This window comes from Kitasatospora sp. NPDC057512 (assembly GCF_042802135.1).
Classification (GTDB): domain Bacteria; phylum Actinomycetota; class Actinomycetes; order Streptomycetales; family Streptomycetaceae; genus Kitasatospora.
Genome location: NZ_JBHVET010000680.1, coordinates 1 through 4,680, shown reverse-complemented (window position 1 = coordinate 4,680; position 4,680 = coordinate 1). Strand labels below are relative to the sequence as shown.

2 protein-coding genes are annotated in these 4,680 nt (G+C 71.8%); one reads left to right on the top strand and one right to left on the bottom strand.

Translation table 11 applies throughout. From position 1 onward, the window contains the following. Positions 1-2,489, bottom strand: a 2,489-nt coding sequence (locus tag ACFU6K_RS31760) for a DEAD/DEAH box helicase (protein ID WP_380668898.1), incomplete at its 3' end; no start/stop codon positions are given. 179 nt (positions 2,490-2,668) lie between these two features. Between ACFU6K_RS31760 and ACFU6K_RS31755 the strand changes: the two genes are divergently transcribed. Next, the gene (locus ACFU6K_RS31755; protein WP_380668896.1) at positions 2,669-4,642 is read left to right on the top strand and encodes a PIG-L family deacetylase; all 1,974 of its coding nucleotides are present in this window, start codon (positions 2,669-2,671) and stop codon (positions 4,640-4,642) included. Positions 4,643-4,680: the final 38 nt, after the last annotated feature.

The following is a 4,680-nucleotide window of genomic DNA, read 5'->3' as shown; positions in this document are numbered from 1 at the left end:
CCGCCGAGCCGGTCCACCGAGGTCACCCGCAGCACCGCGCGGCCCTCCTCGTCCGAGCCGTACAGGTCGACCTCGGCGCTGATGCCCCAGTCGTGGTCGCCCTCCGGGTCGTCGAAGATCTGCCGGACCCGCCAGGAGGAGTCCTCCTCCTCGATGAGCAGCATCTTCGGGCCGCGCGCGTCCGGGCCGGTGCCGAGGTCGTCGTACTCCTCCCAGTACCCGTCCATGGCGTCCGCCCAGCGGTCCGCGTCCCAGCCGTACTCGCCGTCCAGGTCGGCGAGTTCCTCGTAGTGCTCCAGCGCGCACAGCTCGACCCGGCGGAACATCTCGTTGCGCACCAGGACGCGGAAGGCGCGGGCGTTGGCGGTGACCGGCGCCGGCTTGTCGTCCAGCCGGACCTCGGCGGCCTGCGGCTCGGTCGGGTTGGCCAGCTGCTCCCACTCGTCCAGCAGGCTGGAGTCGACCTGGCGGACCAGCTCGCCGAGCCAGGCGATGACGTCCTTGAGGTCGTCGGTCTTCACGTCCTCGGGGACGGTCTGCTCCAGCGCCTTGTAGGCGCCGGCCAGGTAGCGCAGCACGATGCCCTCGGTGCGGGCCAGCTCGTAGAAGCCGACGTAGTCCGAGAAGGTCATCGCCCGCTCGTACAGGTCGCGGACCACCGACTTCGGCTGTAGCTGGTGGTCGCCGATCCACGGGTGCGCCCGGCGGTAGACCTCGTAGGCGTGGGTGAGGAGCTCCTCCAGCGGCTTCGGGTAGGTGATCTCCTGGAGCCGCTCCATCCGCTCCTCGTACTCGATGCCGTCGCGCTTCATCTCGCCGACGGCCTCGCCGCGTGCCTTGTTCTGCTGCGCGGCGAGGATCTGGCGCGGGTCGTCCAGGGTCGCCTCGACGACGGAGACGACGTCCATCGCGTACGAGGGCGAGGTCGGGTCGAGCAGTTCGAAGGAGGCCAGCGCGAAGGTGGACAGCGGCTGGTTGAGCGCGAAGTTCTCCTGGAGGTCCAGGGTGAGCCGGACGATCCGGCCCTCGGCGTCCGGCTCCGGCAGCCGCTCCACCACGCCGCCCTCCAGCAGCGAGCGGTAGATGGCGATCGCGGTGCGGATGTGCCGGCGCTGCGCGGCCCGGTCCTCGTGGTTGTCGGTCAGCAGCTTGCGCATCGCCTCGAAGGCGTTGCCCGGGCGGCCGATCACCGACAGCAGCATCGCGTGGCTCACCTTGAACCGGGAGACCAGGGGCTCCGGGTCGGCGCCGATCAGCTTGTCGAAGGTCTCCTCGGTCCAGCCGACGAAGCCCTCCGGGGCCTTCTTCCGGACGACCTTGCGCTTCTTCTTCGGGTCGTCCCCGGCCTTGGCGATCGCCTTGTCGTTCTCGATCACGTGCTCCGGCGCCTGGGCCACCACCTGGCCGACGGTGTCGAAGCCGGCCCGGCCGGCCCGGCCGGCGATCTGGTGGAACTCGCGGGCGCGCAGGATGCGCACGCGCTGTCCGTCGTACTTGGACAGGGCGGTGAACAGCACCGTGCGGATCGGCACATTGACACCGACGCCGAGCGTGTCGGTGCCGCAGATGACCTTCAACAGGCCCGCCTGGGCGAGGCGTTCGACCAGTCGGCGGTACTTCGGCAGCATGCCCGCGTGGTGCACGCCGATGCCGTGGCGCACGTAACGGGACAGGTTGCGGCCGAACTTGGTGGTGAAGCGGAAGCCGCCGATCAGGTCGGCGATGGCCTCCTTCTCCGCCTTCGAGCACATGTTGATGCTCATCAGCGACTGGGCCCGGTCCACCGCCTCCTTCTGGGTGAAGTGCACGACGTAGACCGGCGCCTGGCCGGTCTGCAGCAGCTCCTCCAGGGTCTCGTGCATCGAGGTGCGGCGGTACTCGTAGAACAGCGGCACCGGGCGGGTCGCGTTGCGCACCACCGTGGTCGGCCGACCGGTGCGGCGGGTCAGGTCCTCCTCGAAGCGGCGGACGTCGCCGAGCGTCGCGGACATCAGCAGGAACTGCGCCTGCGGCAGCTCCAGCAGCGGGATCTGCCAGGCCCAGCCGCGGTCCGGCTCGGCGTAGAAGTGGAACTCGTCCATGACCACCTGGCCGATGTCCGCCCGGGTGCCGTCGCGCAGCGCGATCTGGGCGAGCACCTCGGCGGTGCAGCAGATGATCGGCGCGGTCGGGTTCACGCTCGCGTCGCCGGTCATCATGCCGACCTGTTCGGTGCCGAACATCTTCACCAGGTCGAAGAACTTCTCCGAGACCAGCGCCTTGATCGGGGCGGTGTAGAAGGTCCGCTTCCCCTCCGCCAGCGCGGCGAAGTGCGCCCCCGCCGCCACCAGGCTCTTGCCCGACCCGGTCGGCGTCGCGAGGATCACGTTGTTCCCCGACACCAGCTCGATCAGCGCCTCCTCCTGTGCCGGGTACAGCGTGATCCCGCGCTCCTCCGACCAGGCTGCGAACGTCTCGTACAGCGCGTCGGGGGTGGCGGGCTTCGGCATCAGATCAAGGAGGGTCACCCGGCTATCTTGCCTGCTCGCCGCCACCCCGGGCAAAGCCCGGTGCCGGGAGGGGAGGGCCGGAGGGGATTCCGCGGGCGTCGGTCACGGGGTTCGGGCGGCCGACGGGGGATAACCTCCTTCTGGCATGCTCACGTCCCGATCTCTAATTGGGGGATCCCATGGCAATCGGACGACGACGACTCCTCGCCTCCGTCGCGCTCACCGCCCTCGCCGCGCCCGCCCTGACCAAGGCGACGGCGACCCGCGCGGCCGCGGCCGTACCCGGGGCCGTACCCGCGGCCGTACCCGGAGCCGTACCCGGAGCCGCGGCCACCGGCTCCGGGCCGCTGTTCATGCAGATCGTCGCGCACGAGGACGACGACATCCTGTTCATGAACCCGGACCTCTCCAACGCCCTCGCCGACGGCACGCCGTCCGTCACCGTCTTCGTCACCGCGGGGAACGCGACCGGCGACCCCTGCTCCACCGTCTGCTGGGACACCGCCGGCGAACCGCTGCGCACCTGGAACCGGCAGATGGGCGCGGTCAACGCCTACTCCCGGATGACCGGGGTCGGCGACACCGACCCGGCCACCGACGAGGTCGGGCACTGGACGGTCGAGGCCTGGACGGTCGCCGGCAAGCAGGTCGAGCGGTACGTCCTCAAGGGCCGGCCGGTGCACCTGGTCTTCCTCAACCTGCACGACGCCCGGCTCGGCGGCGTGCTGAACGGTGGCACCGACACCACCGTCGTCCCGGTCGGCAGCCCGCTGCCCGGGCCGTCCACCTACACGGCCGCTGACGTCGTCGAGGTGCTGCGGCACCTGATGGCGACCTACCGACCGACCGTGCTCCGGGCCCAGGACGAACTCCCGGACCGCCGCTACTCCGGCGACCACTCCGACCACGTCGCCGCCGCGAAGTTCGCCGGCGAGGCGGCCCGGCTCCACGGCGGCAACCTGATCCAGGTGAACTACCGGGACTACAACATCACCGACGCCCCGGTGAACCTCGACCCGGCGACGGCCGGCGCCAAGGGCGTGTACTTCTCCGAGTACGCGAGCCACGACCACTCGGACGGGAACTACTCCGCCACCTGGTTCTCCCGGATGTACTACCGCTGGTCGCGCGGCACCTCCTGGGCCGGACTCAACCAGGACGGCCGGCCGCAGGTCTTCGTGGTCCGGGCCGGCGCCCTCCACACCTCCTGGCGGCAGGCCGACGGCAGTTGGGGCGGCCCGGTCCGGATGGCCGACCCGGGCGGGCGGCTCGCGCCCGGCATCGCCGTCGGCACCAACGCCGACGGCCGGCTGGAGGTCTTCGCCCGCCGCCTCACCGACCACCACCTCCTCTCCCTGCCGCAGGCCGTGCCCAACGGCCGCTGGTGGGACAGTTGGGCCGACCACGGCAACCCCAGCACCGGGCTCGGCAGCGATGACCAGGTCGGCGTGCCCGTCGTCGCCAACTCCCTGGACGGGCGGCTGGAACTCTTCGTCAAGAACGGCGCAGGCGGCCTCAGCGGCACCCGGCAGACCACCCCGGGCGGGGTGTGGACGGGCACCTGGACGGACCTCGGCGGCACCGACCTCCAGGACCCGGTCGCCGCGATCCGCAACGGCGTCGGGGCGATCGAGGTGTTCGCCGCCACCCGCACCGCCGTCCTCGGCTGGCGCCAGAGCACCCCCGACGGCGCCCTCACCGGCCCCGACCCGATCCCGGACGCCCGCCCGGCCAGCCCGCCCAAGGCCGTCCTCGACCAGGACGGCCGCATCGAACTCGCCTACCGCGAGGTCGGCACCGGCGCCGTGCTGGTCAGCTACCAGACCAAGCCCGGCGGACCGTGGAGCCGGTCCCCGGCCCCCCTCGGCGGCCACGGCGGAGTCGGCGAACCGGCCGCGGCCACCCTCGACGGCCGGGTCGTCCTGTTCGAGCGCAACGGCGGCGGCGGCGTCAGCACCACCGCCCAGACCGCCCCGAACAACGGCTACGGCCCCTGGCAGGACCTCGGCGGCACCGTCCTCGACCACCCGGCCGCCCTCGTCGACGGCAGCGGCGTCCTCCACCTCTTCGCCATCGGCACCGACGGCCGGGTGTACGTCCGCACGGCCACCACCCCCACCACCTTCGGCCCCTGGCAGAGCCTGCCGCTCTGACCGGACCTCCCGGCGGCTGTTCGGGAGTGGTCCCGAAC

What these genes read in the sequence shown, in the direction of transcription:
- ACFU6K_RS31755 (WP_380668896.1), top strand. Translation starts at nt 2,669, where the DNA reads ATGGCAATCGGACGACGACGACTCCTCGCCTCCGTCGCGCTCACCGCC.